Genomic DNA, 25630 nt, shown 5'->3' with positions numbered 1-25630 from the left:
GGGTCCGGTCGACGGCGGAAGGTGGGCAGTTCACCCGACGTACGGACGAAAACCTTCAGGCGCCGTCGTCGGCCTTCGCCTCGTCGGCCTCCTTGCCCAACCGGGCCTCGACCGCCTGCGGCTCGTACATCTCCTCGACGACCCGCAGGTAGAGCTCGTTCGGGTTGGGCAGATTCTTGATCTCCCGTAGCGCCTGCTCCTGGCCGGCGGACTCCAGCACGAAGGTGCCGTAGTTGAGGGCCCGACCGGTGGGGGTCTGCTCGTACTTCATGTCGGTGACCCGGGCCAGCGGCATCATGGCGACCTTGCGGGTGACGATGCCGTTGACCACCATGACCCGCTTGTTGGTCAGGATGAACCGGTCGTACCACCAGTCGGCGACCTTCCACGCGACCCAGCCCATCACCGCGAACCAGAGCAGCACGGCGATGGTGGTGAGGGCGCCGACGTCCTGCCCGGCGAGGAAGCCGGAGAGGTAGCCGAGGATGAAGGTGGCCGCCACCCCGATGACGATCGGGGTGCCGAGGTGGATCCAGTGCCGCTTCCACTCACCCCGGTAGCGCTCGGTGGGGAAGAGGTAGCGGGCGACCAGGGAGCTGGGCTCGTCCTCCAGGGGGAGCACCCGGCGGGGTGTCATGCCCTGGGCGTCGGACCGCAGGCCGGCCAGTTCCTCTTCGGAGATGACCGGCTGCTGGTAGCCCGCCTCCGGGTCACGGACCCAGGTCCGCCCCTGTCCGCCGAATCCCGGGGCGTCGCCGTAGCCGGCGTCGTCCGAGAAGGACGGTCCGCCGGTGGGTCCCGCACCGGACCCGTAGGCCGGCCCGTCGTCGGGTCGGTACCTCGGGATCGGCTCGGTGTCCCGCTCCCGGCGGTCCCGGCCGGGATCGTCCGGGTCGAACGGGGGTCCGGAGGGGCTGCCCATCGGGGGTTAGGCGACGAGGCTCGTGAAGAAGTCGCCGAAGCCCTGGGCGATGTCCACGATGCCACCGCCGAGCGACTTGAAGACGTCCGCTGCCGAGTTTGGCCGGTAGGCAACGAAGAAGATCAAGAATGCGATACCGGCCCAGGTGAGGACCTTCTTGACCATAGCGGGCCATCCTCTCGCGCGGCGCCGGGTCCGTTTACCGCAGCGGCACCCAGAGTATCAGCATGATGTCGTAGCGTGAATATCTGCGTCCCATCTCCGACTCACCCGGAGGACCGTCAGGCCCCTCCGTGCAGGTACGGGGATGGAGCGCCGTACACGAGCTCGGGCGGAGTCCACTCGGTGAGGTCGTGCAGGACGACATCTTCCGCGAGGAGGTGACCCGCGCTCGCCGGCCAGGCTATCGCATGGAGCCACATTCCCCGAGCCTCACCGGCGTACGCGCTTCGATCCGTTGCCGAATTGATTAACCACAGTGGAGTCGGATGACCGCCCACCCTGATCCGCGCCGGCTCGACATGCTCGGGGTGACCAGGGCCGGGACCGGGCCCGGCCAGCACCTCCGTCAACTCTGGACCGGGGTCCGGGCCGGCCACCCCGGCGAACCGGGTGCCCAGTCCCACCCCCGGCTCCTCGGCCACCAGGACCAGTTCGGCCGGTCCACCACCGAGCGGCGCCGGCCCGGCGCACGCGACGGCCGTGGCGCGGACGCCACCGGCCTCGTCACCGGCCCAGGCCACCCCGGTCACCGTCCAGCCGGACGGCAGCGGCCACGGGCACCACAGCGGCAGCGCGGGCCGCTGCGGGTCACTCTCGGCGGCCACCCGGTCCACCACGCTCGCCACGATGTCGGCGTCGATGTGCTCGGGCACGTGCAGCGGGGCGACCGGTCCGCACCTGACGCACCGCGACTCACCGTGCATCAGGTCCGGTGGGCGTACCTGACCCGCACACCTCGGACAACTCACCACGACACTCACATCCCCACCGTGGCCCGGCGACGCGTCGGCGTCAAGCCGCCGCCACGGACGTGCCGCCCTTTTCCCCACCTCAGCGCCCGTGCCGCGAATTCCTGCGGTCGGTGGTGGGGTGCGGGTCGGGCGGGTAGGGGTCAGGCGGGCGGGGCGGCGGCGTGGGCGCGTACCCAGGCGTGCATGGCGATGCCGCTGGCCACCCCGGCGTTGATCGACCGGGTCGAGCCGTACTGGGCGATCGAGAAGAGCTGGTCGCAGGCGGTACGGGCGGCGGCGGACAGCCCCGGCCCCTCCTGGCCGAAGAGCAGCACGCAGCGCCGGGGCAGGGTGGTGGTCTCCAACGGCCGGCTACCGGGCAGGTTGTCGATGCCGACCACCGGCAGCTCCCGCCCGGCGGCCCAGCCGACGAACTCCTCGATCGTCGGATGGTGCCGGACGTGCTGGTACCGGTCGGTGACCATGGCGCCCCGACGGTTCCACCGGCGCAACCCGACGATGTGCACCTCGGCGGCGAGGAAGGCGTTGGCGTTGCGGACCACCGTGCCGATGTTGAAGTCGTGCTGCCAGTTCTCGATGGCCACGTGGAACTCGTGCCGCCGGGTGTCCAGGTCGGCCACGACGGCCTCCCGCCGCCAGTAACGGTAGCGGTCCACCACGTTGCGCCGGTCGCCGGCGGCGAGCAGCTCCGGGTCGTAGCGCGGGTCGTCCGGCGGGTCGCCCGGCCACGGTCCGACACCCACGTCGAGCTGGTCCTCGGTCACGGTTCCAAGAGGGTACGGCCCGCCGCGGCGGGCCGCGTGCGCCACCCCGACCGGTGTCCTCCGGGGCGCCCGCCCGGGTCCGCCGGACCGTCGCGCCCTCACCGCCCGCGCAGGCCCAACGCGTCGCCGAGGCGGTCCAGGAACCGCTGGTCGATGGGGTCGGGGACACCGGTGCGGCAGACCCGGACCGCCACCGACTCCACCCACTGCCGGTACGCGGCGGAGTCCGCGGGGTCGGCCCGGCGGCGCAGCACCCGGACGGCGGCCCGGCAGGCCGGCGGCAGGTCCGCCGGGCCGCAGGGCCCGCGGACCGCAGCGGTCGCGCCGTCGTGCCGGGCGTAGATCGCGGCGACCACGGCGCGGACGAGGTCGCTGTCGGAGGCTCGGCCGGCGGCGAGCGCGTCCAGCCCGACGAGGCCGGCGGTGACGTCCCGGGGCGGGCGACCGGGACCGGGTGAGGCGGCGGCCACCAGCACCCGACCGGGCAGGGTGGTGAGCAGGTCCCACTCGGTGGCGGAGTAGACGGCGGTGGTCAGCGGTGCGGCACGCCGTCCGGCAGAGGGCGGCTCTCCGGCGAGGGAGTGGCTCATCAGGACCTCCGCCGTCAGCATAAGCCCGCCGGACGGGTGGCGGGCTCGTCCCGGCGCGATCCGCGCCCGCCCGCCACCGGGGTCGCGGTACGGGCACCCGCGTGTCGCCGTCTGGTAGCGGTGGGCACGACTCGGCATGCCTTACCGGCGGTCGACCCGACCTGCCTTACCGCTGGTTAAGGAGACACCGGGCGGCGGGTGACGGCGAAATGTCACTCCCGGGCCCACCCGGGGGGAGACGCAATGAGCGGCGGGGCCCTCCCCGGCACCCGCCGCCCACGCTCTGATGTCGAAGATTCTGCCCCACCGCGACGATGAACGGACAGAGACGGAGGTCACATTTATCTTTTCGTAACAATACTCAGAGTCACTAACGATCAACGAGAGAGCGATCTCCGCAGGTGAAGTAGTACCTTGTCAGGCGACAAGTTGACGCATGTTGGCTGCTCCGGGCGGCGATCTCCCTGGAAACGCTCCCATCACGGGCCGTCACGCAAATGCGTCGTGCAAGTGCAATCCGCACGCGCGCATCGACAGATGCAGCTCGATGAGCGTGATCGGCGCTTCCCGGTGGCCGGTTTCGGCGCCTCCCACCCGGGAATTTGCCGGGGTACCACCTGGTTCTACCGGACGGAAAAAGCAATCCGCGCTGATCGGAGAGTCCAATGGCAACCGTTGAGCTGACCACGGCCAACTTCGACGAGGTGACCGAGAGCAGCGGCATCGTGCTGGTCGACTTCTGGGCCGAGTGGTGTGGCCCGTGCAAGCGGTTCGCCCCGGTCTACGAGCGCTCGTCGGAGAAGCACCCCGACATCACCTTCGGCAAGGTCGACACCGAGGCGCAGCAGGAGCTGGGCGCCAAGTTCGACATCCGCTCGATCCCCACGATCATGGCGATCCGGGACGGCGTGATCGTCTTCGCCCAGCCCGGCGCGCTGCCCGAGTCGGCCCTGGAGAACCTGATCGAGCAGGTCCAGGCGCTGGACATGGACGACGTCCGCAAGCAGCTCGCCAACCACCAGCACTGACCACCGCCGCCGGCGGTCGGGCCCGACGGCCCGACCGCCGGCGCTTCACTTGCGCCACGCTCGCACACATGTTCGAATGAACGGCATGCGCTGGGACCACCTCTCCGCTCCCCCGGAGGAGGAGCGTCCCGACCGGGCAGCGCCAGCGACGCCACCCCTGCCGCTGGCGCTGCCCGGAGCGGTCACCCGCACGTTCGACACCCCCGACTTCGCCGGCATGACCTTCTACGAGGTGCAGGCCAAGTCGATCATCAACCGGGTGCCGGGCGGGTCGCAGGTGCCGTTCAGTTGGACGATCAACCCGTACCGGGGCTGCACCCACGCCTGCGTCTACTGCTTCGCCCGCAACTCGCACACCTACCTCGACCTCGACGCGGGCGCGGACTTCGACCGCAAGGTGATCGTCAAGGTCAACGCCGGGGAGCTGGTCCGCCGTGAGCTGGCCGCACCGCGCTGGCGCGGCGCGGCCATCGCGATGGGCACCAACGTCGACTGCTACCAGCGCGCCGAGGGCCGCTACCGGCTGCTGCCGCCGATCCTCACGGCACTGCGGGACTTCGCCAACCCGTTCTCGATCCTCACCAAGGGCACGCTGATCCTGCGCGACCTGCCGCTGCTGCGTCAGGCCGCCGAGGTCACCCGGGTCAGCCTGTCGTTCTCGGTGGCCTTCGTCGACGAGGCCCTGTGGCGGGCGGTGGAGCCGGGCACCCCGAGCCCGCGCCGCCGGCTCGACGCGGTCCGCCGGCTCACCGACGCCGGCTTCGAGGTGGGGGTGCTGATGGCGCCGATCCTGCCCGGCCTCTGCGACGACGACGCGTCGATCGACGCCACCCTCGCGGCCATCGCCGCCGCCGGTGCCACCAGCGTCACCCCGCTGGCCCTGCACCTGCGCCCCGGTGCCCGCCAGTGGTACGCGCACTGGCTCGGCCGGGAGTTCCCGCACCTGGTCCCCCGCTACCGCGAGCTGTACCGGTCCGGGGCCTACCCGCCGCAGGCGTACCAGCGGGAGCTGACCGCCCGGGTGCGGATCGCGGCCCGCCGGCACGGCCTGCACCGCAGCGAGCCCGGCGACACCCGCCGCATGCCGACCCCACCGCCCGCACCCGCCCCCGAACAGCTCGCCCTGCTCTGAGCGGGCCGGTCGGGCACCTGCGGCGTACGGGCAGAGCCGGGCCCCGGCAGCCGGGCCCACCCGCCCGGAATCGGGCTAGGCTCGGCGGATGCGGACCGCACAGCAGCTCCTCGCCGACTCCGCCGTGATCGCCGTCGTGGGCGCGTCCCGCGACCCGGGCAAGGCCGCACACCGGGTGCCGGCGCAGATGCAGCGGTACGGCTGGCGGATCATTCCGGTCAACCCGACCGTCGACGAGTTGTTCGGCGAGCGGGCGTACCCGTCGCTCGCCGACATCGCGCACCCGGTGGACCTGGTGAACGTCTTCCGCCCGGCCCGCGACGCCGTCGAGGTGGTCCGACAGGCGGCGGCGATCGGCGCGCCGGCGGTCTGGCTCCAGCTCGGCATCGTCTCCGCCGAGGCGCGGCGGATCGCCGAAGCGGCAGGCATGGACTACGTCGAGGACCGCTGCCTGATCGTCGAGCGGGCCGCCGCCGGCCTGTCCCGGCTTCCCTGACCGGTCCCCGACCCGCCCCGACGAGGTGACCCGGCGTCAACCGGGTGAAAAGCCGCACCGCGCGCCGGTAGCGTCCGCTGGAGAGAGGCCACTGACCTGCGGCGGAGGGCGGGCACCGTGAATACGCCACCGGGCGAGCCGGAGCAGCCGCCGTCACCGTACGAGTCACCCGGCGAGCCGGCCACCCCGCCCGCACCCGTCCCACCGGAGGGACCGTGGAGCCCGGCTGCGCCCGAGCCGTCGGCGTGGGCCCGACCATCCGAGCCGTCCCCCCGGGCGCAGCAGTCCGAACCGTCAACCCCGCAACGGCCGGCGGAGGCGGGTCCGGCCGGTGGGTCCCCGGGCATCGGTCAGCCGGGCGGGTCGGCCCCTCCGCCCGGGGCACCCGGCTGGACCGGTCCACCGTCGGGCGAACAGCCGGCCGCCACGCCGCCGGGCGGACCGGCGTGGGAACAGCCACCGGCCTGGGAACAGCCGCCCCACGGCGGGCCGGCCTGGGAACAGCAGCCGTGGGGGAAGCAGCCGGGCGAACAGCGGTGGGGCCACCCACCACCCGGGCCGTACGGACCACCGGGTGGCGGCGGGACCAACGTGCTGGCGATCCTGTCCCTGGTGTTCGCCATCGTCTTCGCACCGGCCGGCATAGTCCTCGGCCACCTGGCGAAACGGCAGATCCGTCGGACCGGCGAGGAGGGCGACCAACTCGCCACCTGGGGGCTGGTGCTCAGCTACGCGTTCACCGCGATCGGGGTGCTCGTCTGCTGCGGCTGGCTCGCCCTCGTCGTGGTGGCCGGCGTCGGCAGCAGCACCGGCACCGGTTACTGATCAGCGGAACTGCGCCTCCCGGACGCTGTTGCCGCCGTCCACCACCAGCATCTGCCCGGTGATGTACGACGCCGCCGGCGAGCAGAGGAAGCTGATCGCGGCGGCCACCTCGTCGGGGGTGCCGGGGCGGCCGACCGGGGTGCCGAGCCCCTGCTTGATCTCCGCCATCGTGGAGGCCGCCGTGTAGATGGTGCCGGGGGCCACCGCGTTCACCGTCACCCCGTCGGCGATCATCTCCATCGCCAGGGCCCGGGTCAGCCCGACCACCCCCGCCTTGGCCGCCGCGTACGCCGCCTCGGTGGGCAGGGCGTTGACCGGCCCGGCGGTGGCCGAGAGGTTGACGATCCGCCCCCAGCCCCGCTCGGCCATCCCGCTGATGAAGGCCCGGCTGCACAGGAACGCCGTGGTCAGGTTCCGGTCGATCTCGCCGCGCCACTCGTCGTAGCTGAGCTGGGCCACCGGGCGGAGCACCTCGGGGCTGGCCCGGCTGGCCAGGCCGGCGTTGTTGACCAGCACCTCGACGTCACCGAGCTGTTCGGCGACCGCGTCGGCGAGCGCGCCGACCTCCGACTCGTCGGTCAGGTCGGCGACGAAACCGGTCACGCCCAGCTCACCGGCCCGCTCGTGGATGCGCCGGGTGGTGGAGACGATCGCCACCCGGGCGCCCAGGTCGGCCAGTCGACGGGCGGTGGCGTACCCGATGCCGTCGGCGCTGCCCGCGCCGGTGACCAGGGCGACCCGGCCGTCCAGCCGCATGGTCACCGGGTCCGGCAGCGGCACCGGCTCGTCCTGGCCGGGTTGGCTGCCACCGGTGGTGGCGCGGGTACGCCGGGCCAGGCCGGGGCGGCTCACGTCCCGCCTCGGTCGGCTGCCGGATCGGTCGGCCCCACGCGCGTCGATAGCCATGCCGGCATCCTGCCCGCTCGGCCGGGTGCGGGCAACGAGCCACCACGGGGCCGACCTCGCCACTGTGTGGTCCTGGCTACCCTGACGGCGCACCTACATGCGACGGAGAAGATCAGATGACCTATCCCCCGCCCTCCGACGGCTGGTCGGACCCGGCCTGGTCGGCCCAGCAGCCCGACCCGACACTGCAGGCCGACGGCCCGCCGATCTCGTCCCCACCGGTCGCCAAGGACCCGTACGCCCCGGCCGACCCGTACGCGGGCGCGCCGGGCATCCCCGCCCAGGCCGCCCCGGTCGACCCGTACGCCGCCGCTGCCGCCTACCCGCAGCCCGGCTACCCGCAGCCGATGGGATACGCCGGTTACGGCGGTTACCAGCCCCCGCCGCCGCAGAACGGCCTCGCCATCGCCTCGATGATCGTCTCGATCATCGGCGCGATCGGGCTGTGCGGTTACGGGCTCGGCGGCTACATCGGCCTCATCGGCGCGATCCTCGGCCACGTGGCCCGGCGGCAGATCCGGGAACGGGGGGAGGGCGGCGCGGGCTTCGCCACCGCCGGCATCGTCGTCGGGTGGATCTCCACCGTCATCGCGGTGCTGGCCACCATCGCCATGGTGGTCTTCTTCGTCTGGCTGGCCAACCAGGAGTCGACGACCGGCTACGGCACCTCGTACTGAGCGGTGGGGCCGCCCCGGGCACCCTGGGCGGCCCACCCGGTCACCCGCACGTGACGAGAAGCCGACGGCCCCCGTGGACGTGGTGACTCCACGGTAACCTCGTGCCGTGACCGGGGTGGATGGACCTGTGGAAGACGTCGCCGGGCGGCGGACCGTGGTGGTGACCGGGGCCAGTTCGGGCATCGGCCTGGCCGCCGCGGTGGCGCTGGCCCGGCGCGGCGACCGGGTGGCGCTGGTCGGCCGGGACCCGGCCCGCCTTCAGGCCGCCGGTGACCGGGTACGCGAGGCGTCCGGCGAACGCCCCGAACTGTTCCGCGCCGACTTCGCCGTGCTCGACGACGTACGCGGGCTCGCCGAGCGGCTGCGGGCGGCGTACGACCGGATCGACGTGCTGGCGAACAACGCCGGGGCGATCGTGTTGCAGCCGCTCAGCACGGTCGACGGGTTCGAACTGTCGATCCAGGCCAACCACCTGGCCCCGTTCCTGCTGAGCAACCTGCTGGTCGACCGGGTCGGCCGGCTGGTGGTGACCGCCTCCGGCGCGCACCGCAGCGGGACCCTCGACCCGGACGATCTCAACGCCGCGCTGCGCCGCTACCGGCCGATGCGCGCGTACGGCACCAGCAAGCAGGCCAACATCCTGTTCGCCGCCGAGGCTGCCCGGCGCTGGCCCGACGTGTCGGCGTACTCGTTCCATCCGGGGGTGGTGCGGACCCGGTTCGGCGCGGACAGCCGGCTGGTCGCCCTCGGCATGCGGGTGATGCCGTTCCGCAGCCCGGAGAAGGGCGCGGAGACGCTGGTCTGGCTGGCCAACCAGCCGGCGTCCCGGCTGGTCGACGGTGGCTACTACGCCGACCGGCGGCTGCGCCGGCCCTGGCCGCGCGCCACCGACCCGGCGCTTGCCGCGCGCCTCTGGGCCGCCAGCGCCGCCGCCGTCGGCCTCGACACCTGACCAGGCCCCACACTGACTGTTCCGGCCCGGGACCGACGTGGCCATCGCGGGATGCTCGGGCACCCCTGCGCCCGCACCCGATCGAGTCACCGCGTCAGGCCGACGATGGCGGCCAGCCGGGTCACGCCGGCCGCCGCCGGGCCGCTGCGGGCGATCTCGGCGATCACGGTACGGGCGTACGGCCGGTGACGGACCTCGGCAGGGGCGGTGATGTCAGCATCAAGGAGGGTATGCCCGGCGGCAGCGAGGTTGCCGGGCCGAAGGTAGGCGCGGGCGGCATCGATGAGGTGGGCAGCCCGGTGCTCAGCCGGTAGTTGAGGCCAGTCGGCACGAACGAGCAGGCCCTGCGGAGACACCCTGCTCTGTGGAGATCTGTTGCTGCTGGAGCGACAACAAATCTCCACGATCCTGATGTTCTCCTTGGCGGCCCCGGCGACGCATTGCTCGACGGTCAGCCGGGGACCTGTTCGCGGCTTGCTCGGCAGGTGCCGGCGGTCGCTACAGTCGGGTCATGGCGCGTCACGGGCGGGTTGCGTATCCGGTGGCACTGCTGACCCTGGCCGTCGTCGGATTCATCGCGGATCTGCCGGTCTGGCAGGCGGCATTCGTCGGGGCGGCAGCGATGACGCCGATCCTCCTTGTCGACCTCATCCTGACGTATGAGAGCAGGAGCGCATGATCGGGCATGGGCGGTGATCGAAGTCGCCGCCACCCAACCGGACCGCGAACCGTGACGTGACGGCGACCGCCCTGCGCCGCCGGAGTCACCCTCACTCGACGACGTGGACGGGGACGGTGGTGACCACCACGCCGGGCAGGGCGCGCAGGGCCCGGCGCAGCCGTTGGCCGGTACGGCTGTGCAGCAGGCGGTGCCCCGGCCGGCGCAGCACCACCTCCGGCACCACCACGGTCAGCACCAGTTCCGGCGCGGCGGCCCGCAGCGCCTCCAGGTAGTGCGCCAGCGGCCCGACCACCGCCCGGTACGGCGAGACGATCGTCTCCAGCCGGACGTGGTCCCCCCAGGCCCGCCACTGCTCCCGGAACCGGTCCGCCTCGGCGTCCTCCGGGGCGAGGTGCACCGCCAGCGTCGGCCGGCCCAGCGACACCGCGTACGCCAGGGCGCGCATCGAGGCGCGGTTGAGGCGTACCACCGGGACCACCACCAGGTGGCGCAGCTCCTGCGGCAGCTCCTCGCCCTCGACGGGCCGGGACGTCGGCGCGCCCGACGGCCCGGCTGCGGGCCCACGACCGGCGGCCCCGGCGTCCGGGGGTGGGGGGCGCAGGGCCAGGGCGGCGTGCAGGGTGCGGTAGTGCCTGTGGATCCGGTCGAAGAGCAGCACCAGCAGCGGTACGGCGACCACCACCGCCCAGGCGCCCTCGGTGAACTTCGCCACCGCCGCGGTGAGCAGCACCAGGCCGGACAGGATCGCGCCCACCCCGTTGACCAGCGCCCGCCGCTGCCAGCCGTCACCCCGGTGCCGCCGCCAGTGCACCACCATGCCGCTCTGCGACAGGGTGAAGGCGAGGAACACCCCCACCGCGTACAACGGGATCAGCTTCTCGGTGTGGCCCCCGAACGCCACGAACACCACGATCGCCGTCGCGGCCAGCGCGACCAGGCCGTTGCCGAAAGCCAACCGGTCGCCCAGGTGCAGGAAGCGGCGGGGCGCGTGACCGGCGCGGGCCATGAAGAACAGCAACCGGGGAAAGTCGTTGAACGCGGTGTTCGCGGCCAGCAGCAGGATCAGCGCGGTGGTCACCTGGACGACGGCGTACCACGGGCCGGTGGGGAAGGTGACCCGGGCGAGCTGGGACAGCAGCGTCTCGCCGGGGCGGGGCACCAGGCCGGCCAGGTGGATCAGCAGGGTCAGCCCGGCGAACAGGACCACCAGCATCGCCACCATCCAGGTCAGCGTGGTGCGCGCGTTGCGCCACTCCGGCGTCCGGAACGCCGGGACCGCGTTGGAGACCGCCTCGATGCCGGTCATCGACACCGCCCCGGAGGCGAACGCCCGCAGCACCAGCAGCAGCCCCAGCCCCTGGGTCGCCGGCACCACCGGCGGGGCCACCGGCGCGAAACCCCGGCCCGCCGCCCGCAGGTAGCCGACCACGAGCAACCCCAGCACGGCGGCCACGAAGGCGTACGTGGGCAGGACGAAGAGGTTGCCGGCGGCGCGTACCCCGCGCAGGTTGCCGGCGAGCAGCAGCAGGATCACCAGCACCCCGAGCGGCACGGCGAACGGCGTCAGCCCCGGCAGCGCCGAGGTGATCGCGTGCACGCCCGCCGCGATCGACACCGACACGGTCAGCACGTAGTCGAGCATCAGCCCGGCGGCGGCGGTCAGCCCCGCCCCGACCCCCAGGTTGTCCCCCGCCACCAGGTACGACCCGGCCCCGTGCGGGTACGCCGGGATGGTCTGCCGGTACGAGATCCCGACGGCCACCATCAGCAGCACCAGCCCGGCCGACAGGGGCAGCGCCAGGCCCAGCGCCCCGCTGCCGGCAAGCACCAGCACGGTCAGCAACGCCTCCGGCCCGTACGCGACCGAGCTGAGCAGATCGGAGGAGAGCACCGGCAGGGCCACCAGTTTGCGCATCCGCTCGTGCAGTACGGCGGCGCTGGCCAGTGGTGGGCCGAGGAGCACCCGGCGGACCCGGCCCAGCCGTCGGCCGAGGGGGGAGTCCGGCTGGTCGGCCCGTTCGGCGGCGACCAGCCCGTCCCGTCCGGCCGGTGCCCCAGGTGCCGGCCGGAACAGCGCGATCGGGGCCAGCCGGCTGAACCGGCCCGGGGTGGGGCGGTTCCGGTAGCGGTCCAGGGTCGGGTCGACCGGCAGGGCGGGCGGCGCGCCGACGCGCCAGTGCGCGCCGACCCGGCGCAGGGCGTCCACCTCCGCCGGCGTGAGCGGCGGGAACTCGGCCGACGGGGTGACCACGGTGCCGCCGCGGTCGTCGTCCGCGCTGCGCCCCGCCATCGCCCCACCTCCCCCCGCACTCTCACGTGCGGACGGGTCCCGTGCCCGCCGTTCGGACGGAATAGCGACGAACGGACCTGCGGTGGCCGGGCGGGCGGTCAGGGTGCCGGTGGGGCGGCGTCGGCGGGCAGCGCCGCCGGGGTGGCACGCCGGCCCGTACGGGCACCGCCGAGCACCACCACGACCACCCCGGCGAGCAGCAGCGCCAACCCGGGCAGCGCGGACGGGCGGGGCAGTTGCCCCAGCCAGGCCCAGGCGATCAGCGCCGCGCCGGGGGCCTCCAGCAGGATCAGCACGCTGATCGTGGTCGCCGACACCCGGCGCAACGCGTGGTTGAACATCGAGTGGCCGAGCAGTTGGGCCCCGACGACCAGCCCGACGATCGCCACCCAGGTGCTGGTGCCCCAGCCGTGCAGGCGTACCCCGGTGACCAGGCAGACCAGCAGCAGGATCGCCGCGCACACGCCGTAGCAGATGGTGGTGTACGTGGCGGTGCTGATGGTGGCGCGGGCGCGTTCACCGAACGCGGTGTAGACGGCGGCGAACATCCCGCCGACGACCGCGAGCAGGTCACCGGCGAGGGCCCGGCCGGAGACCCCGACGTCCGCGCCGGTCGCCAGCACCGCGCCGGTCACCGCCACCCCGATGCCGACCCAGACGGGGTACGACAAGCGCCGGCCCTGCCAGCGGGCGATCAGCCCCTGCCAGACCGGTTGGGTGGCGCCCAGTGCGGTGGCCGCCGCGACCGAGGTGAGCTGGGCGCTCGGCATCCAGGTGGCGAAGTGCGCGGCCAGCGCCACCCCGGACAGCACGCAGTACCAGCCCTCGCGGCGGCCCGCCCCCACGGTCAGGGCACGCAGTTCGGCGCGGCGGCGGGCCAGCGTGAACGGGGCGAGCACGGTGACCGCGAGCAGGTTCCGCCAGCACGCCACGGCCAGCGCCGGTGCCGCCGCGAAGGCGATCAGCGGGGCCGACGACGAGACCGACGCGACGGCGAGCGCGAGGACGCCGACGGTGAGCGGGTCGACGGGCGGACGCGGCGGCGGTGCGGCGGAGGACACGGTGGGTCATCCTCACACGGGCGGCGGCGCTCAGGTGGACACCGGGCGCGGGTCGGCGCGGTCGGGCGGTGAGCCGGTGGGGCGCGGGTCGGCGCGGGCGGGCAGTGAGCCGGTGGGGCGCTGGTCAGCGGTGCCCGGCGGCGACGGCCGGTGGGTCAGCGGCGGCGCACCCGGTGCAGGCGGAACGGCTTGCGGGTGGCGCGGACCACGGCCGCGCCCCGGGGTTCGGCGGCCAGCGAGGTGTCGGGCAGGGCAGCCCCGGCGTCCGGCGCGCCGTCCGGGGCGAGCCGGGTCAGCGCGCAGCCGTCGGCCGCCCAGCGGGCCACCAGGTCGGCGGTCGGGCCGGAGGCGTTGAGCCGCTTCGCCGCCACCAGCGGCGCGGAGGTCTCCCACTCCGGGCTGCCCGGAGCCAGCCGGGTCACCCGCGCCGGCCAGGTCACGATGCGCCCGCCGTGGTCGCCGCGCAGGGTCACCCGGGCGGTGCCGGCGTCCGCCAGCCCCGGCGCGGTCTGCTCCCCCGGCCCACTGACCACGAACAACGACCCCTCCAGGGGTACGCACCACAGCGCGACCGCCGGCCCGTCGCCGACCCCCACCCAGGCCACGGCGGCCTTCTTGATCGCCTCGTCGACCAGTGGCGTCGACCGGGAGGCGTCCACCTCGTCCGTCACACCCGCATCCTCTCGCAGCTACCACCCGGACGGCACCCGACCGCCACCGCCGGCCCGGACGGTGACGGTGCCGGCCCGGTCACCCGACGAACGGCGGGACGATGATCTCGCCCCGGGCGACCGGCATCACCTGACCGGTCACCGTCGTGCCGACCACCGTCCCGTCCTCGGCGGTCACCGTGCAGGCCAGGGCGGACGGGCGGCCGATCTCCACGCCCTGCCGGACGGCGTACCCGCTGCGGCCGACGCCGGGGAGCAGGCCGCTGGCGACCAGCCACACGCCCAGCCCCAGGGCGGCCGAGCCGGTGGCCGGGTCCTCGGGCACCCCGAGCCCCGGCACGAAGACCCGGGCGTGGGCGGTGCGCGTGTCGGCGTCCCAGGAGAACACGCTGACGTGCTCCACCCCGTACCGCTGCGCGGCGGCCGTGTTGACCCGGGCGCGGGCCACCGCGTCGGGGTGCACCGGCAGGTAGGGGAACTCCAGTCCGCAACCGGCCACCCGGGGGGCCGGTCCGGCATGGTCGGCCGCGGTGAGCCCGGCCATCTCCAGCAGCGGCTCCGGGTCGAGTTCCGGCCCGAGGGTGGGGGTGCCGCCGGTCAGGGTGGCACCGGTCGCGGTCACCTCGATCGGCAGCACCCCGGCGTGGCACTCCTGGCTGACCGACCCGGCGGGGAACAGGCCCCGGCGGCTGGCGGTGACCGCCGCGCCGACGCTGGGGTGACCGGCGAAGGGCAGTTCCCCGGTCGGGGTGAAGATCCGGGCCCGGTAGGTGGCACCCACCTGGGTCGGCGGCAGCACGAACACCGTCTCCGACAGGTTGAACTCCATCGCCAGCACCTGCATCTGCTCGGTGGCCAGCGCTTCGGCGCCGAACACCACGGCCAGGGGGTTGCCGGCGAACGGGCGGTCGGTGAAGACGTCCACGATCTCGTAGCCCAGGGTCGACATGGTGATAAACACTAGGCGCTTAGGCTGGTGGCCGTGAGCACGCCGAACCGGGTCTACATCGCTCGACTCGCCGGAGTCGCCGTCTTCGACCCGAACGGCGACCAGGTGGGGCGGGTCCGCGACGCGGTCGCCCGGATCCGGCCGACCCAGCGTCCACCCGAGGTGGTGGGGCTGGTGGCCGAGATGCCGATGCGCCGCCGGATCTTCCTGTCCATCAACCGGATCACCTCCATCGACGCCGACGCGGTCGTCCTCGGCAGCGGCACCCTCAACCTGCGCCGCTTCTCCAAACGCCCCAACGAGCTGCTCGTCCTCCAGGAACTGCTGGACCGGCGGGTGCAGCTCGACCCGGGCGGCCAGCCCGGCGCGGTGGTGGACGTGGCGATGGAGTGCAGCCGGGGTGGCGAGTGGTCGCTGTCCCGGGTCGCCGTCCGCGAGCAGACCAGCCGGTTGACCCGCCGTGGCCACCTGCACCAGGTGGACTGGGACCGGGTACGCGGGCTGAGCGGCCTCGCCGACAACCGGGGTACGGCCAACCTGTTGGCCGTACTGGAGGACATGCGCCCCGCCGACCTGGCCAACGCGCTGCAGGATCTGCCCGACGCCCGGCGCAACGAGGTCGCGGCGGCCCTCGACGACGAACGTCTCGCCGACGTGCTCGGCGAGCTGCCCGAACGCGACCAGGTGGAGATCCTCGCCGCGCTGGACCGGGAACGAGCCGCCGACGTACTGGAGGAGATGGACCCGGACGACGCCGCCGACCTGCTCAACGAGCTGCCCCCGCCGGAGCAGGACGTGCTGCTGGACCTGATGGAGCCGGACGAGGCCGACCCGGTCCGTCAGCTGCTCAAGTACACCTCCGGTACGGCGGGCAGCGTGATGACCTCCGAGCCGGTGATCCTGCCGCCGGACGCCACGGTCGCCGAGGCGCTGGCCCGGATCAGGGAGGAGCAGCTCTCCCCGGCGATCGCCGCGCAGGTCTTCGTGACCCGTGCCCCGATGACCACACCGACCGGCCGCTACCTGGGCATCGTGCACTTCCAGCGGCTGCTGCGCGAGCCCCCGGCCGACCTGCTCGGCGGGGTGGTGATCAACGACATCGACCCGCTGCGGCCGACCACCCCGCTGCCGGAGATAACCCGCCGGATGGCCACCTACGACCTGGTGGCGATGCCGGTGGTCGACCGGAACAACCGGCTGGTCGGCGCGGTCACCGTCGACGACGTGCTCGACCACTCGCTGCCCCGGGACTGGCGGGACCGCGACGCCGTGTCCGCCCCGGGCGCGGACGAGGCGGAGCCGGACACCACGCCGGTAGGCGGTGACTCCGATGGCTGAGCAGCGGCGGACCGAGCGGTTGGACCAGCCGCGTGAGCCCCGGGGCGTCAAGCTGCCCCGGTTCGACCCGGAGGCGTTCGGCCGCTGGTCGGAGGGGATCGCCCGGGGCATGGGCACGGCGAACTTCATCGTCTACATGACGGTGGTGATCGCGCTGTGGTTCGGCTGGAACACCCTGGCCCCGGCGGACCTGCGCTTCGACCCGTACACGTTCACGTTCCTGACCCTGGTGCTGTCGTTGCAGGCGTCGTACGCGGCCCCGCTGATCCTGCTCGCGCAGAACCGGCAGACCGACCGGGACCGGGTGGCGCTGGAGGAGGACCGTCGCCGGGCGACGATGCAGAAGGCGGACACCGAGTACCTGGCCCGGGAGGTGGCCGCGCTGCGGATCGCCCTGGGCGAGGTGGCGACCCGGGACTTCCTCCGCTCGGAGCTGGCCCGGCTGGCCGAGGAGCTGGACGCGGCGGCGCAGCGGCGGCAGAAGCGGGAGTTGCGGCAGCCGGAGCGACCGGGCGGGCGGGGTGAGGGGCGGTCCGGTGGGGGCGAACCACCGCTCGACGAGCCGCGCGACGATCTGGACGGCGACTACGTGCGCGACGGCCGCCGCCCGGAGAACTGAGCGGGCCGGGGTGACGTACGTGATCGTCCGGTTTTGTCCGGTAGGGCGGGGCGGCCCCGGCCGGTCGATCGATTCGCTCACACCCGGCCCCGCTGTTGGCGGACGCCCCGGCCGCCCGACGTAGCATTGCCCGCATGTCAGCTCCCGTCAGCACCCTCTCCGACGCGATCCAGGCCGCGCTGGCCACCGTCAACGACCCGGAGATCCGTCGGCCCATCACCGACCTCGGCATGGTCCGTTCCGCCGAGATCGGCGAGGACGGCGTGGTCCGGGTCGGGTTGCTGCTCACCGTGGCCGGCTGCCCGCTGAAGGACAAGCTGCGCGGGGACATCACCGCCGCCGTCGGCGCGGTGCCCGGGGTGAGCGGCGTGGAGATCGAGTTCGGGGTGATGAGCCCGGAGCAGCGGCAGGAGCTGCAGGGCAAGCTGCGTGGCGGAGCCGCCACCGACGAGCCGGTCATCCCGTTCGCCCAGCCGGGCTCCCGTACCCGGGTCTACGCGGTGGCCAGCGGCAAGGGCGGCGTCGGCAAGTCCAGCGTCACGGTCAACCTGGCCGCCGCGCTGGCCGCCCGGGGCCTGTCCGTCGGCGTGGTCGACGCCGACATCTACGGCCACTCGGTGCCCCGGATGCTCGGCGCGGAGGGCAAGCCGACCCGGGTGGAAGACATGATCATGCCGCCGCAGGCGAACGGTGTGAAGGTCATCTCGATCGGTATGTTCACCCCGGGCAACGCGGCGGTGGTGTGGCGCGGCCCGATGCTGCACCGGGCGTTGCAGCAGTTCCTGGGCGACGTCTACTGGGGTGAGCTGGACGTCCTCCTGCTCGACCTGCCCCCGGGCACCGGCGACATCGCCATCTCCGTCGCCCAGCTGCTACCCAACGCCGAGATCCTGGTGATCACCACTCCGCAGGCGGCGGCCGCCGAGGTCGCCGAGCGGGCCGGCGCGATCTCGTTGCAGACCCACCAGCGGATCGTCGGCGTCATCGAGAACATGTCCTGGCTGGAGCTGCCCGACGGGTCCCGGATGGAGGTCTTCGGTGCCGGTGGCGGCCAGGAGGTGGCCGATTCGCTGAGCCGGACGATCGGCGCGCAGGTGCCGTTGCTGGGCCAGATCCCGATGGACAGCCGGGTCCGGGAGGGCGGCGACGCCGGCACCCCGATCGTGCTGTCCGCGCCGGACGCGCCCGCCGCGAAGGCGCTGCACCAGGTGGCCGACCGGCTGGCGGTACGCCGCGAGTCGCTGCTCGGCAAGTCGCTGGGCCTCAAGCCCGCCGGGCGCTGACCGCCGGCCCGCGCCACGGGCCTGATCCAGTCCTCCGGGCCCGCGCCACGGGCCTGATCCACTCACGTGAGCCGATGATGCGGTATCCCCGACAGGGGATACCGCATTTGGCGTTCCATTGCGACAGCCCGTCCGGCGGTGGCCCAGACCGGACGCGGGTCAGGTGGCGTCGTCGTAGCTGGGGCGGGGGGCCGGGGCGGGCGCGGAGGCGGTGCTCGTCGCGGTGCCCTTACGGGCGGCGGCCCTCGGGTCGATCCGGTCGGCGACACCCTTGAGTTCCTCGTGCACCCCGGTGACGTCCGCCCGCAGGTCGTCGTAGACGCTCTGGAGGGGCTTGCGGATCGCCTGCTCGTCCTCCTCGCTGAGCAGGTGCTTGCGGATGAACGCCTTCGGGTGGAGGTCCTCCAGCTGGATGTCGGTGCCCAGCTCACGGCTCAGGTCGCCGGTGGCGTTGCGGGCCATCGCGCGCAGGTTGCGCACCAGCCGCAGACCGTCGCTGATGACGTTGGGCAGCCGGTCCCCGAAGATCAGCAGTGCCAGGAGCAGCAGGACGCCGATCTCCCACCAGTTCAGGTTGTCGAGCACCGCAGGGCCTCCTCGTCACGTCGACCCCAGCGTACGCACGTCAGGGCCTGGTCCGGGAGGGGGTGAACGGCCCTCACTTGGCGTCCGCGGCGAGCGTCACCGAGGCGTTCTGCCGGGTCGACCCGCGCCGGTACTCCACGGTCACCACCGACCCGGGGGCGAACTTGCGGACCAGGGCGATCAGGTCGGTCGGCTCGTTCATCGGCCGGCCGTTGAGCCGGAGCACGACGTCCCCGGCCTTCAGCCCGGCCCCGGCGGCCGGTCCGGCCGGTTCCACGGCCGCCAGGCGCACCCCCACGCCGGCCCGGGTGGCCGTGCCGGTGCCGGCGACCTGGGCCCCGATCACGGTACGACGGGCCTTGCCCGTGCCGATGATGTCCTGGGTGATCCTTTTCGCCTGGTTGATCGGAATGGCGAAGGCGAGCCCGATGTTCCCCGCCTCCTGCCCCTCCGCCACCAGCGACTTGATCGTCGAGTTCACCCCGATCACCCGACCGGCCGAGTCGACCAGCGGGCCACCCGAGTTGCCGTGGTTGACCGCCGCGTCGGTCTGGATCGCCGCGTAGTAGCGGACCGGCCCACCCGGCTCCCCCGCCTGCATGGTGCGGTCCAGCGCGCTGATGATGCCGGCGGTGACCGTGTTCGCCAGGGACAGCGGCGAACCGATGGCCAGCACCGGGTCACCCACCGCGAGCGCATCGGAGTCACCGAACTCGATCGGCCGCAACCCCGTACGGCTCACCTTGATCACCGCGATGTCCGACTCCGGGTCCTGCCCGACCACCGTCGCCGCAGAGCTGCTGCCGTCGTTGAAGGTCACCGACGCCCGGCCGGTGCCGTCGGCGACCACGTGGTCGTTGGTGACCACGTAGCCGTCGGCGCTGACGATGAACCCGGACCCCTCGCTGGTGCCGGCCGGACCGGCCACCCGGATCGTCACCACGCTGGGCAGGACCCGGCCGGCGACCCCGGCCAGCGAGTCCGGGCGACGCTGGGCCAGCGCGGGCCCCTCGGCCGGGCCGGCCCCCAGGGTGACCCCGCCGCCGACACCGCCACGCACCGCGAAGGCGTACCCGAGGGCACCGCCCAGGGTGCCGGCGAGCAACGCGACGATCAGCGGGACGAGCAGCAGCTGGCGCAGCCGCGGCCGGCCGGGCGCGTCCGGGTCGGTGACCGGCTCCGGCGCGGCACCGGTGGCCGGCGCGCCCGGCAACACGACCGCCGCCGGGGCGTACGGGTCCCGCCAGGGGTCGGCGAGCGCGTCCGACCACCACGGCGAAGCCGACCCGCCGTACGGCGCAGCCGACCCGCCGTACGGCGTCGTCGGGGCCGTCTGCGGCGGACCGGGCGGCGGCCCCGCCGAACCCGGAGTCCCGCCGGGCGCTCGCCACTCCCAGCCGTCGGTCACGTCGGTGCCTCCCACTCGTCCCCCGGTGCCCCGGACCACGACCGGGGGTGGCGGTCACGGCGCAGGGGGCACCCCGTCCAGGATTGCACGGATGCGCCGGGCGGAGTCAGCTCTTGTCCGCCCGCACCCGTCCACCGCCCGGCTCCGCGCCACCCGGACCGGTACGCCTGCCCCGTCCACGCCGACGCCGCCGCGCCACCCGGGCCGGCACGGGTGGACTCGCGGCCGAAGGAGCCTCGCCTCTAGGCTCATAGCGCCCACCCGCTCCGCACACCATCGCCACCGCCCGGAGGTGTCCCATCGCCACGGTCGCCAGTTCCGGCAGCCCGACGGCGCAGTCGTTGCAGTTCGCCGAGTCGTACGTCGGCGAGGACATCGTGCTGGCCACCGCCCGCAGCCTCGCCCGGGAGGTCGGCCTCGACGCGGTCACCCCCGGCGCCGGGGCGGCGCTGCGCCTGCTCGCCGCCGCCGGCAACGCCCGCGCGGTGGTGGAGATCGGCACCGGCACCGGGGTCAGCGGGGTGTGGCTGCTGCGCGGCATGCGCGCCGACGGGGTGCTCACCACCATCGACGTCGAGGTCGAGCACCAGCGGATCGCCCGGCGGATCTTCGTCGAGGCGGGCTTTCCGTCCGGCCGTACCCGGATCATCACCGGCCGGGCACTGGACGTGCTGCCCCGGCTCGCCGACGGCGCGTACGACCTGATCTTCGTCGACGGCGAGACGACCGGCTCGGCCGCGTACGTCGACGCCGCCCTGCGGCTGCTGCGCCCCGGTGGGGTGCTCGCCCTCAACGGCGGCTTCGCCGGTGGCCGGATCGGTGACCCGGCCGCCCGGGACGCCGAGACGGTGACCATGCGGGAGACGGTCAAGGCGATCCGGGAGGCCGAGCAGTGGATTCCGGCCCTGCTCCCGGTCGGTCACGGCCTGCTGGCCGCGGTCAAGTGCTGACCACGACCGGGCGCTGACCGGCGGCCGGGCGCTGACCGGCGGCCGGGTGCCGGCCACGGCCGGGTGCCGACCGCGTCGGGACGCGGGACGGGCACCCGGCCCGGCGGCCGCTCAGTCCAGCGTCGCCAGCCAGCGCAGCAGGCCCCGCACGCCCCAGCCGGTCGCGCCCCGGGTCAGCTCGGCGTCGTCGCCGTCGGCCCAGGACGGCGCGGACATGTCGATGTGCAGCCAGCGGTCCCGCAGCTCGCCGGTGAACTCGCGCAGGTAGAGCGCGGCCATCACGGAGCCGGCCCCCCGGTCCGGGGAACTGTGCCGGTCGGCCAGGTCGCTGCCGAGGTGTTCGAGGTAGTCGGCGGGCAGCGGCATCCGCCAGGCCGCCTCGCCCGCGTCGGCGACGGCGGCCAGCACGGCGGCGGCCAGCACGTCGTTGTCGCTGTACAGCGCGCCGGTCCGCTTGCCCAGCGCCACCGCGTTCGCGCCGGTCAGGGTGGCCAGGTCGATCAGCAGGTCGGGACGGAGTTCCCGGGCCGCGTAACCGAGCGCGTCGGCGAGCACCAGCCGCCCCTCGGCGTCGGAGTTGGTGCTCTCGCTCGTCGTCCCGTCGTAGTGCCTGATGACGTCGCCGGGGCGGAACGCCGACCCGCTGACCATGTTCTCGGCCAGCGGGGTCAGGGCGGTGACCCGCACGGGCAGCCGCAACGCCGCAGCGCCCAGGGTGGCCGCGACCACCGCCGCCGCGCCGGCCATGTCCTTGCGCATCAGCTTCATCGCCGGCACCGGCTTGATCGAGATGCCACCGGTGTCGAAGGTGATCCCCTTGCCGACCAGGACGACGTGCTGCCGGGCGTCGGCGGGCCGCCAGTCCAACTCGACCAGGCGGGGGCCGCTGGCCGAGCCGGCACCGACGGCGAGGATGCCGCCGAAGCCCTCGTCCGCCAGCTCCTGCGGCCCGCGTACCCGCAGGTGCAGGTCGGGGTGGTCGGCGGCGGCGTCGGCGACCTGGGCGGCGAACCACTGCGGGGTCTTCACCGCCGAGGGGGTGTTGGTCAGGTCCCGGGCGAGGCGGGTCATCGCGGCGGTCGTCCGGGCCGTCTCGACGGCCTTGGCGTACGCCTGCGGCGTGGCGGTCAGCAGGGTCACCCCGGTCAGCGCGGGCGTCGTCCCCGCCTCGGTCAGCCGGAACCGGTACGAGGCGAGCAGCAGCCCCTCGACGACGGCCCGGACGACCCCGGCGGACGCGTCGATCGGCACCGCCAACGTGACATGTGTCTCAGCTACGGCAGCGCGGGCCAGGGCGGCCCCGGCCGTCCGCCAGGCCCGTTCCCCGCCGTCGCCCACACCGAGCAGCAGCAGCCGGGCCGGGGAACCACCGGGGCGGAGCTGGGTCAGCGTCTCGCCCGCCCGCCCGGTCAGCCGGGTCACCGGCAGCAGCTCCCGCGCCTGCGCCAGCACCTCGTCGGTGGGTGGCGACGCGGTGGCGACCAGCGCCGGCGCGGCGTCGTCCGGGTCGGTGGCGGCGCGGACGGGCAGGACGAGGACGTCCGGCCCGTCGGGGGTGGCGGCGAGACTGATGGCGAGCACGCTGGACCGTACCTCCGGGGAAGTTGGCGGTGCGGGACCTCGACGACCCGCTGGGGACAGACGAAGTCCCTGAGTCACCGGCGGTGCCGGTGACCCAGGGACCAGAAACCTTCCGCGCGGCACCGCGCGGAGCGTCGGCCGATCAGCCGGCAGCCGCCTTCAGCGCGTCACCGAGTGCGTTGGCCTCGTCGGGAGTCATCTCGACGACGAGCCGGCCACCGCCCTCCAGCGGGACCCGCATGACGATGCCCCGACCCTCCTTGGTGACTTCCAGCGGACCGTCGCCCGTCCGCGGCTTCATCGCCGCCATGTTGTCTCCCCTCAGACCTATACATCAGGGTCGGTGTACTGCCCCACAGCCACTTCGTGTCGACCACCCGCAAGGTACGCGGGGGCGTCGACCACGATTTTCCCTGATGAACACCGCCGGACCCAAACCGGAGCAGCATTGATGTAACAGCATCTAGCTTATCTTGAGAAGGCCTGTCACAATGTGCGGTCATGCAGGCACGGTCGGCACTCTTCGACCTGTACGGCGACCATCTCCGCACGCGGGGTGGGCGCGCACCGGTCGCCGCCCTGGTGAAGTTGCTGGCCCCGCTCGGCGTCGCCCCGCCGGCCGTCCGGACCGCCGTGTCCCGGATGGTGCGCCAGGGCTGGCTGGAGCCCCTGCGGCTCGCCTCCGGCCCCGGATATTCGATCACACCGAAGGCGGTCCGTCGGCTCGACGAGGCCGCCGCCCGGATCTACCGCACCGGCCGGATCACCTGGGACGGGCGTTTCGACCTGCTCGTCCTGTCCACCCCGACCGCCCGGCGCGACCGCCAGCGGCTCGCCGCCAACCTCAGCTTCCTCGGCTACGGCACCCTCGACGAGCACACCTGGGTGGCGACCCGGGCCAGCGAGGACGTCGACCTGCTGCTGGAGGAGGCCGGGGTGCGCTACGAGCGGTTCACCGCCGCGCACGCCGCCGGCACCCCCGGGGCGATGGGCGTGGTCCGTCGCGCCTGGGACCTCGGCGAGATCGGGCACGCCTACGAACGGTTCGTCGCCGAGCAGCGCGCCCAACTCGCCGGGGTGACCGTGCGCAGTGGCGACGAGGAGGCGTACGCGGCCCGGTTCCGGCTGGTGCACGCGTGGCGTACCTTCCTGTTCCAGGACCCTCAACTCCCTCCGGCACTGCTCCCCGAACGCTGGCCCGGCACCGCCGCCGCCAGCTTCTTCGACCGGCACGCCGCCCGGCTCCGGCCGGCCGCCGACCGGTACGTCGAGCAGTGCCTCGACGCCGGCAACCGGGTCCCCCGACAGAAGGGCCGTTAGAGACGTGACCGAGCCACTGCTCGTCGACCGCACCGATGGCGTGGTCACCCTGACCATGAACCGCCCCACCGCGATGAACGCCCTCGACGTGGCGCTCAAGGAGGCGCTGCGGGACGCGCTGGCCGCGCTGGAGACCGACAGGTCCTGCCGGGCGGTGGTGCTGGCCGGGTCGGGCGGCTCGTTCAGCGCCGGCCAGGACCTGCGCGAGCACGTGCAGGTGCTGGAGTCGCCGGGCCGCGACCCGCTGGACACCGTCCGGGCGCACTACAACCCGATCGCCGCCCGGCTGGCCAACCTGCCCAAGCCGGTGGTCGCCGCCGTCCGGGGCATGGCCGCCGGGGCGGGCGCCTCGCTGGCGTTCCTTGCCGACTTCCGCATCGGCGGGCCGAAGACGAAGTTCCTGATGGCCTTCGCCGGGGTGGGCCTGGCCGCCGACACCGGGGCGTCCTGGACGCTGCCCCGGCTGGTCGGCCACGCCAAGGCCGTCGAGCTGCTGATGCTCGCCGAGCCGGTCGCCGCCGACGAGGCGTGCCGGCTGGGCCTGCTCACCCGGCTGGTCGACGACGACGAGCAGGTGCTGCCCACCGCGCACGAGCTGGCCGCCCGGCTCGCCGCCGGCCCGACCGTCGCGTACGGGGCGATCAAGCGGCAGCTCTCCATCGCCGACGCGGGCACCCTCGCCGACGCCCTCTCCGCCGAGGCGCAGGCCCAGTCGATCTGCGGGGGCACCGCCGACCACCGGGCCGCCACCATCGCCTTCGTCAACAAGCAGAAGCCGGTCTTCCAGGGCAGCTGAGCCGGGTGGGCCGCCCGGCCGCACGCGCGAGGACATGCCGGCCGTCAGCGGGCCACGTACCCGCCGTCGATGGGCACCGTGTGACCGGTGATCCAGGCCGCGTCGTCGGAGCAGAGGAAGAGCACCACGCCGGCCACGTCGTCCGGGCTGGGGATGCCGGGTTTCGGGTTGAACGACTCCATCCGGGCCCGCATCTCCGCCGGGTCCGGCGCGCTGTCGATGAAGTGCTCCACCAGCGGGGTCATCACCACCGTGGGGGCGACCGCGTTGACCCGGATGTTGCGGGCCGCGTACTCCACCGCCGCCGACCGGGTCAGCCCGACGATGCCGGCCTTGGTGAAGGTGTACGGGGAGATGTTCTCCTGCGCCGCCAGGCCGGTGGTGGACGAGGTGTTGACGATCGCGCCCCCACCACCGCGCAGCATCGCCTCGATGCCGTACTTGAGCACGTGGAACACGCCGTCGCCGTTGATCCGCCGGACCTTCTGCCAGTTCTCCACGTCCATCTCGTGCAGGGGCTGCTGCCGGCCGTCGATACCGGCGTTGTTGAAGATCAGGTCGATCCGGCCGTAGCGCCGCACCGTTTCGGCGACACCCTGCTCCACCGCGTCGGCGTCACCGGTGTCGACGGTGACCGCGAGGGCGTCGGGCAGGTCGGCGGCGAGCCGCTCGGCACCCTCGGTGTTGATGTCGGCGACCACCACCCGGGCCCCCTCGGCGGCGAACCGCCTGGCGGTGGCCTCGCCGAGCCCGGAGGCACCACCGGTGACGAATGCGACCTTGTCCTGGAACCGCATCGGCCCTCCCTCGACCGGCCGACCGGGCGTCGGC

Annotated in this window: 29 protein-coding genes; 13 read left to right on the top strand and 16 right to left on the bottom strand. The window is 73.8% G+C overall.

What is annotated here, in order from left to right:
• Window positions 1–55 precede the first annotated feature (55 nt).
• The 5 genes from ACN261_RS12510 to ACN261_RS12490 all read right to left on the bottom strand — a co-directional run bounded on the left by ACN261_RS12510 (window position 56) and on the right by ACN261_RS12490 (window position 3250).
• Window positions 56–922 carry a PH domain-containing protein gene (locus ACN261_RS12510; protein ID WP_421485380.1) on the bottom strand — a complete coding sequence of 289 codons (867 nt, stop codon included), beginning with the start codon at window positions 920–922 and terminating at the stop codon, window positions 56–58.
• A 6-nt stretch (window positions 923–928) separates the two neighbouring features.
• Window positions 929–1087 (bottom strand): hypothetical protein, encoded by a 159-nt coding sequence (locus ACN261_RS12505; RefSeq protein ID WP_165942702.1) that lies wholly within the window; start codon window positions 1085–1087, stop codon window positions 929–931.
• Window positions 1088–1203: 116 nt separating this feature from the next.
• A complete protein-coding gene (locus ACN261_RS12500) occupies window positions 1204–1905 on the bottom strand; it encodes a DUF6758 family protein (protein ID WP_307821490.1) in 702 nt (233 codons plus the stop codon).
• A gap of 131 nt (window positions 1906–2036) precedes the next feature.
• Window positions 2037–2660, bottom strand: a complete 624-nt coding sequence (locus ACN261_RS12495) for a TrmH family RNA methyltransferase (RefSeq protein WP_421485378.1) — start codon at window positions 2658–2660, stop codon at window positions 2037–2039.
• A 98-nt stretch (window positions 2661–2758) separates the two neighbouring features.
• On the bottom strand, window positions 2759–3250 hold the full coding sequence (locus ACN261_RS12490) for a hypothetical protein (protein WP_421485376.1): 492 nt from the start codon (window positions 3248–3250) through the stop codon (window positions 2759–2761).
• Window positions 3251–3915: 665 nt separating this feature from the next.
• Between ACN261_RS12490 and trxA the strand changes: the two genes are divergently transcribed.
• The 4 genes from trxA to ACN261_RS12470 all read left to right on the top strand — a co-directional run bounded on the left by trxA (window position 3916) and on the right by ACN261_RS12470 (window position 6731).
• On the top strand, window positions 3916–4278 hold the full coding sequence (trxA, locus tag ACN261_RS12485) for a thioredoxin (protein WP_088647038.1): 363 nt from the start codon (window positions 3916–3918) through the stop codon (window positions 4276–4278).
• An 85-nt stretch (window positions 4279–4363) separates the two neighbouring features.
• Complete coding sequence (locus ACN261_RS12480; RefSeq protein ID WP_421485374.1) at window positions 4364–5410, top strand: Rv2578c family radical SAM protein; 1047 nt, start codon at window positions 4364–4366, stop codon at window positions 5408–5410.
• An 88-nt stretch (window positions 5411–5498) separates the two neighbouring features.
• Entirely contained in the window at window positions 5499–5906 is a 408-nt protein-coding gene (locus ACN261_RS12475; RefSeq protein ID WP_204927368.1) for a CoA-binding protein, read from the top strand.
• Between the two features lie 591 nt (window positions 5907–6497).
• Window positions 6498–6731 (top strand): DUF4190 domain-containing protein, encoded by a 234-nt coding sequence (locus tag ACN261_RS12470; RefSeq protein ID WP_420116766.1) that lies wholly within the window; start codon window positions 6498–6500, stop codon window positions 6729–6731.
• Here ACN261_RS12470 and ACN261_RS12465 read toward each other — a convergent pair whose 3' ends face one another.
• Complete coding sequence (locus tag ACN261_RS12465) at window positions 6732–7568, bottom strand: SDR family NAD(P)-dependent oxidoreductase (protein WP_194823078.1); 837 nt, start codon at window positions 7566–7568, stop codon at window positions 6732–6734.
• A gap of 185 nt (window positions 7569–7753) precedes the next feature.
• On the opposite strand from ACN261_RS12465, the gene ACN261_RS12460 reads away from it, so the two are divergent.
• Both ACN261_RS12460 and ACN261_RS12455 read left to right on the top strand, forming a co-directional pair.
• Window positions 7754–8314: a DUF4190 domain-containing protein gene (locus tag ACN261_RS12460; RefSeq protein ID WP_421485372.1), complete on the top strand. Its 561-nt coding sequence runs from the start codon at window positions 7754–7756 to the stop codon at window positions 8312–8314.
• 127 nt (window positions 8315–8441) lie between these two features.
• Window positions 8442–9266, top strand: a complete 825-nt coding sequence (locus ACN261_RS12455; RefSeq protein WP_421486986.1) for an SDR family NAD(P)-dependent oxidoreductase — start codon at window positions 8442–8444, stop codon at window positions 9264–9266.
• A gap of 86 nt (window positions 9267–9352) precedes the next feature.
• Here the strand turns inward: ACN261_RS12455 and ACN261_RS12450 are convergent, their stop codons facing one another.
• Window positions 9353–9622: a hypothetical protein gene (locus tag ACN261_RS12450; protein WP_421485370.1), complete on the bottom strand. Its 270-nt coding sequence runs from the start codon at window positions 9620–9622 to the stop codon at window positions 9353–9355.
• A gap of 155 nt (window positions 9623–9777) precedes the next feature.
• On the opposite strand from ACN261_RS12450, the gene ACN261_RS12445 reads away from it, so the two are divergent.
• Window positions 9778–9945 carry a hypothetical protein gene (locus ACN261_RS12445; protein ID WP_421485369.1) on the top strand — a complete coding sequence of 56 codons (168 nt, stop codon included), beginning with the start codon at window positions 9778–9780 and terminating at the stop codon, window positions 9943–9945.
• A 91-nt stretch (window positions 9946–10036) separates the two neighbouring features.
• Here the strand turns inward: ACN261_RS12445 and ACN261_RS12440 are convergent, their stop codons facing one another.
• The 4 genes from ACN261_RS12440 to ACN261_RS12425 all read right to left on the bottom strand — a co-directional run bounded on the left by ACN261_RS12440 (window position 10037) and on the right by ACN261_RS12425 (window position 14919).
• On the bottom strand, window positions 10037–12238 hold the full coding sequence (locus ACN261_RS12440) for an amino acid permease (protein WP_421485367.1): 2202 nt from the start codon (window positions 12236–12238) through the stop codon (window positions 10037–10039).
• A 98-nt stretch (window positions 12239–12336) separates the two neighbouring features.
• Window positions 12337–13299, bottom strand: coding sequence for a DMT family transporter (locus ACN261_RS12435; protein WP_421485366.1), 963 nt, complete (start codon window positions 13297–13299; stop codon window positions 12337–12339).
• A gap of 155 nt (window positions 13300–13454) precedes the next feature.
• The gene (locus ACN261_RS12430; protein ID WP_421486985.1) at window positions 13455–13988 is read right to left on the bottom strand and encodes a hypothetical protein; all 534 of its coding nucleotides are present in this window, start codon (window positions 13986–13988) and stop codon (window positions 13455–13457) included.
• A gap of 61 nt (window positions 13989–14049) precedes the next feature.
• Window positions 14050–14919, bottom strand: a complete 870-nt coding sequence (locus ACN261_RS12425) for a PhzF family phenazine biosynthesis protein (protein ID WP_421485365.1) — start codon at window positions 14917–14919, stop codon at window positions 14050–14052.
• Between the two features lie 33 nt (window positions 14920–14952).
• On the opposite strand from ACN261_RS12425, the gene ACN261_RS12420 reads away from it, so the two are divergent.
• The 3 genes from ACN261_RS12420 (at window position 14953) to ACN261_RS12410 (ending at window position 18159) form a co-directional block, all read left to right on the top strand.
• Window positions 14953–16257: a magnesium transporter MgtE N-terminal domain-containing protein gene (locus tag ACN261_RS12420; RefSeq protein ID WP_421485363.1), complete on the top strand. Its 1305-nt coding sequence runs from the start codon at window positions 14953–14955 to the stop codon at window positions 16255–16257.
• Window positions 16250–16876, top strand: coding sequence for a DUF1003 domain-containing protein (locus tag ACN261_RS12415; protein ID WP_421485361.1), 627 nt, complete (start codon window positions 16250–16252; stop codon window positions 16874–16876). The genes ACN261_RS12420 and ACN261_RS12415 overlap by 8 nt, the downstream gene beginning before the upstream one ends.
• A gap of 134 nt (window positions 16877–17010) precedes the next feature.
• Entirely contained in the window at window positions 17011–18159 is a 1149-nt protein-coding gene (locus ACN261_RS12410) for an Mrp/NBP35 family ATP-binding protein (RefSeq protein ID WP_204927357.1), read from the top strand.
• A 159-nt stretch (window positions 18160–18318) separates the two neighbouring features.
• Here the strand turns inward: ACN261_RS12410 and ACN261_RS12405 are convergent, their stop codons facing one another.
• On the bottom strand, window positions 18319–18744 hold the full coding sequence (locus ACN261_RS12405) for a preprotein translocase subunit TatB (protein ID WP_204927356.1): 426 nt from the start codon (window positions 18742–18744) through the stop codon (window positions 18319–18321).
• 73 nt (window positions 18745–18817) lie between these two features.
• Window positions 18818–20167: a S1C family serine protease gene (locus ACN261_RS12400; protein ID WP_421485359.1), complete on the bottom strand. Its 1350-nt coding sequence runs from the start codon at window positions 20165–20167 to the stop codon at window positions 18818–18820.
• Between the two features lie 326 nt (window positions 20168–20493).
• Here ACN261_RS12400 and ACN261_RS12395 point away from each other — a divergent pair, with 326 nt between their 5' ends.
• Window positions 20494–21102 carry an O-methyltransferase gene (locus ACN261_RS12395; protein ID WP_204927355.1) on the top strand — a complete coding sequence of 203 codons (609 nt, stop codon included), beginning with the start codon at window positions 20494–20496 and terminating at the stop codon, window positions 21100–21102.
• 111 nt (window positions 21103–21213) lie between these two features.
• On the opposite strand, the gene ACN261_RS12390 is transcribed toward ACN261_RS12395, so the two are convergent.
• Together ACN261_RS12390 and ACN261_RS12385 are read right to left on the bottom strand one after the other, a co-directional pair.
• Window positions 21214–22683 (bottom strand): leucyl aminopeptidase family protein, encoded by a 1470-nt coding sequence (locus ACN261_RS12390; protein ID WP_425850152.1) that lies wholly within the window; start codon window positions 22681–22683, stop codon window positions 21214–21216.
• 142 nt (window positions 22684–22825) lie between these two features.
• A complete protein-coding gene (locus ACN261_RS12385; RefSeq protein WP_007455245.1) occupies window positions 22826–22993 on the bottom strand; it encodes a DUF3117 domain-containing protein in 168 nt (55 codons plus the stop codon).
• A 191-nt stretch (window positions 22994–23184) separates the two neighbouring features.
• On the opposite strand from ACN261_RS12385, the gene ACN261_RS12380 reads away from it, so the two are divergent.
• Both ACN261_RS12380 and ACN261_RS12375 read left to right on the top strand, forming a co-directional pair.
• On the top strand, window positions 23185–24003 hold the full coding sequence (locus tag ACN261_RS12380) for a PaaX family transcriptional regulator (RefSeq protein ID WP_088647021.1): 819 nt from the start codon (window positions 23185–23187) through the stop codon (window positions 24001–24003).
• 4 nt (window positions 24004–24007) lie between these two features.
• Window positions 24008–24799 (top strand): enoyl-CoA hydratase/isomerase family protein, encoded by a 792-nt coding sequence (locus ACN261_RS12375; protein ID WP_421485357.1) that lies wholly within the window; start codon window positions 24008–24010, stop codon window positions 24797–24799.
• 44 nt (window positions 24800–24843) lie between these two features.
• On the opposite strand, the gene ACN261_RS12370 is transcribed toward ACN261_RS12375, so the two are convergent.
• On the bottom strand, window positions 24844–25596 hold the full coding sequence (locus tag ACN261_RS12370; RefSeq protein ID WP_421485355.1) for an SDR family NAD(P)-dependent oxidoreductase: 753 nt from the start codon (window positions 25594–25596) through the stop codon (window positions 24844–24846).
• Window positions 25597–25630: the final 34 nt, after the last annotated feature.

The sequence above is a fragment of the Micromonospora sp. WMMD723 genome, assembly GCF_049863385.1.
In the GTDB taxonomy this organism is placed as follows: domain Bacteria; phylum Actinomycetota; class Actinomycetes; order Mycobacteriales; family Micromonosporaceae; genus Micromonospora; species Micromonospora wenchangensis.
This window is presented reverse-complemented; position numbering and strand designations above follow the sequence as displayed.

Excerpts from the sequence above, each read along its gene's own strand:
- ACN261_RS12415 (WP_421485361.1), top strand. The coding sequence starts at position 16,250 with ATGGCTGAGCAGCGGCGGACCGAGCGGTTGGACCAGCCGCGTGAGCCC.
- ACN261_RS12505 (WP_165942702.1), bottom strand. The coding sequence starts at position 1,087 with ATGGTCAAGAAGGTCCTCACCTGGGCCGGTATCGCATTCTTGATCTTC.
- ACN261_RS12490 (WP_421485376.1), bottom strand. The coding sequence starts at position 3,250 with ATGAGCCACTCCCTCGCCGGAGAGCCGCCCTCTGCCGGACGGCGTGCC.
- ACN261_RS12510 (WP_421485380.1), bottom strand. The coding sequence starts at position 922 with ATGGGCAGCCCCTCCGGACCCCCGTTCGACCCGGACGATCCCGGCCGG.
- ACN261_RS12370 (WP_421485355.1), bottom strand. The coding sequence starts at position 25,596 with ATGCGGTTCCAGGACAAGGTCGCATTCGTCACCGGTGGTGCCTCCGGG.
- ACN261_RS12385 (WP_007455245.1), bottom strand. The coding sequence starts at position 22,993 with ATGGCGGCGATGAAGCCGCGGACGGGCGACGGTCCGCTGGAAGTCACC.
- ACN261_RS12425 (WP_421485365.1), bottom strand. The coding sequence starts at position 14,919 with ATGTCGACCCTGGGCTACGAGATCGTGGACGTCTTCACCGACCGCCCG.
- trxA (WP_088647038.1), top strand. The coding sequence starts at position 3,916 with ATGGCAACCGTTGAGCTGACCACGGCCAACTTCGACGAGGTGACCGAG.
- ACN261_RS12445 (WP_421485369.1), top strand. The coding sequence starts at position 9,778 with ATGGCGCGTCACGGGCGGGTTGCGTATCCGGTGGCACTGCTGACCCTG.
- ACN261_RS12475 (WP_204927368.1), top strand. The coding sequence starts at position 5,499 with ATGCGGACCGCACAGCAGCTCCTCGCCGACTCCGCCGTGATCGCCGTC.
- ACN261_RS12480 (WP_421485374.1), top strand. The coding sequence starts at position 4,364 with ATGCGCTGGGACCACCTCTCCGCTCCCCCGGAGGAGGAGCGTCCCGAC.
- ACN261_RS12410 (WP_204927357.1), top strand. The coding sequence starts at position 17,011 with ATGTCAGCTCCCGTCAGCACCCTCTCCGACGCGATCCAGGCCGCGCTG.
- ACN261_RS12460 (WP_421485372.1), top strand. The coding sequence starts at position 7,754 with ATGACCTATCCCCCGCCCTCCGACGGCTGGTCGGACCCGGCCTGGTCG.
- ACN261_RS12380 (WP_088647021.1), top strand. The coding sequence starts at position 23,185 with ATGCAGGCACGGTCGGCACTCTTCGACCTGTACGGCGACCATCTCCGC.
- ACN261_RS12440 (WP_421485367.1), bottom strand. The coding sequence starts at position 12,238 with ATGGCGGGGCGCAGCGCGGACGACGACCGCGGCGGCACCGTGGTCACC.